The 1,449-nt window shown below is 50.6% G+C and carries 1 protein-coding gene; it reads left to right on the forward strand.

The features are described from left to right. Positions 1-90: 90 nt before the first annotated feature. Positions 91-1,449, forward strand: a 1,359-nt coding sequence (locus tag E0E29_RS17290; RefSeq protein ID WP_341273124.1) for a recombinase family protein, incomplete at its 3' end; no start/stop codon positions are given.

Consider the following 1,449-nt stretch of genomic DNA (forward strand, 5'->3'; position numbering starts at 1 on the left):
GGTGTTGTATGCTCTAAAAGACTTCTTAATCAAGCGGTTGGGAAGTCTCTTAGAACACACAACCTAAAACCGAAGAAAGGAGCGCAAGTTATGAGAAAAAACGAGAAAATCACAGCTCTGTACGAACGACTGAGCCGTGATGACTTTGGCAAAGATGATGACCAACAGCGTGAGAGCAATTCCATTTCCAATCAAAAGGCTATGTTGGAGGAGTTCGCCGCACGGCAGGGCTTTACGAACATTGTCCATTTCACGGACGATGGCATTAGCGGCACCTGCTTTGACCGTCCCGGATTTTTGGCAATGATGAAAGAGGTTGAAGCCGGGAATGTGGAGTATTTGTGCATCAAGGACATGAGCCGCATGGGTCGTGACTATCTGAAAGTTGGTCAGATTATGGAAATCCTGCGTCAGCGTGGCGTTCGCCTTATCGCCATCAATGACGGCGTGGACAGTGCCAGAGGGGACGATGATTTTACCCCTTTCCGCAACATTATGAACGAGTATTACGCCAGAGACACCAGCCGTAAAATCCGTTCCACTTTCCAGTCAAAAGGCAAGTCCGGCAAGCACCTCACAGGCACGGTCATTTACGGCTATCTCTGGAACGAAGCCAGAGACCAATGGTTGGTTGACCCCGAAGCCGCAGAGGTGGTCAAGCGCATCTTTGCCATGACGATTGAGGGTTACGGTCCGTATCAGATCGCCAGCAAACTGAAATCGGAAAAGGTGCTTATTCCGTCTGCTTACCTTGCCCAACACGGCGAGGGCGTGAACAAAAACAAGACTTTCAAAGATGTGTACGGCTGGGGTTCTTCCACCATCTGCAACATTCTTGAAAAGCGTGAGTATCTGGGACACACCATCAATTTCAAGACCCGAAAGCACTTCAAGGACAAGAAAAGCCATTATGTCCCGGAGGACGAATGGACGATTTTTGAGAATACCCATGAACCTATCATAGACCAGCAGACCTTTGACCTTGTGCAGAAAATCCGTGGGAATGTCAGACGCTACCCGGACGGCTGGGGCGAAGCAGCTCCCCTCACGGGCTTGCTTTATTGTGCCGATTGCGGCGGCAAGATGTATGTCCACCGCACCAACAACGGCAAGCGCATTTCTCAATACACCTGCTCACAATACAGCAAAGTCCCAGTTGGAAAGCTCTGCACGACACAGCACCGTATCAATGAAGATGTGGTACTGTCCCTTGTTTCCGAAATGCTCAAAGCTATTGCCGAGTATGCCAAGCATGACCGAGCCGAGTTTGTCCGTGTGGTGCAGGAAGCGCAGTCCAGCCAGCAGACGGCAGAGGTCAGGAAACAGCGGACACGCCTTGCCACAGCAAAGCAGAGAGTTTCCGAGCTGGAAGTCCTGCTCTGCAAAATCTATGAGGACAACATTTTAGGCAAGCTGTCCGACAGCAGATACGCCACTCTGGACGCTCAA

The sequence above is a fragment of the Intestinimonas timonensis genome (genome assembly GCF_900626145.1).
GTDB classification, from domain to species: Bacteria; Bacillota; Clostridia; order Oscillospirales; family Oscillospiraceae; genus Intestinimonas; species Intestinimonas aquisgranensis.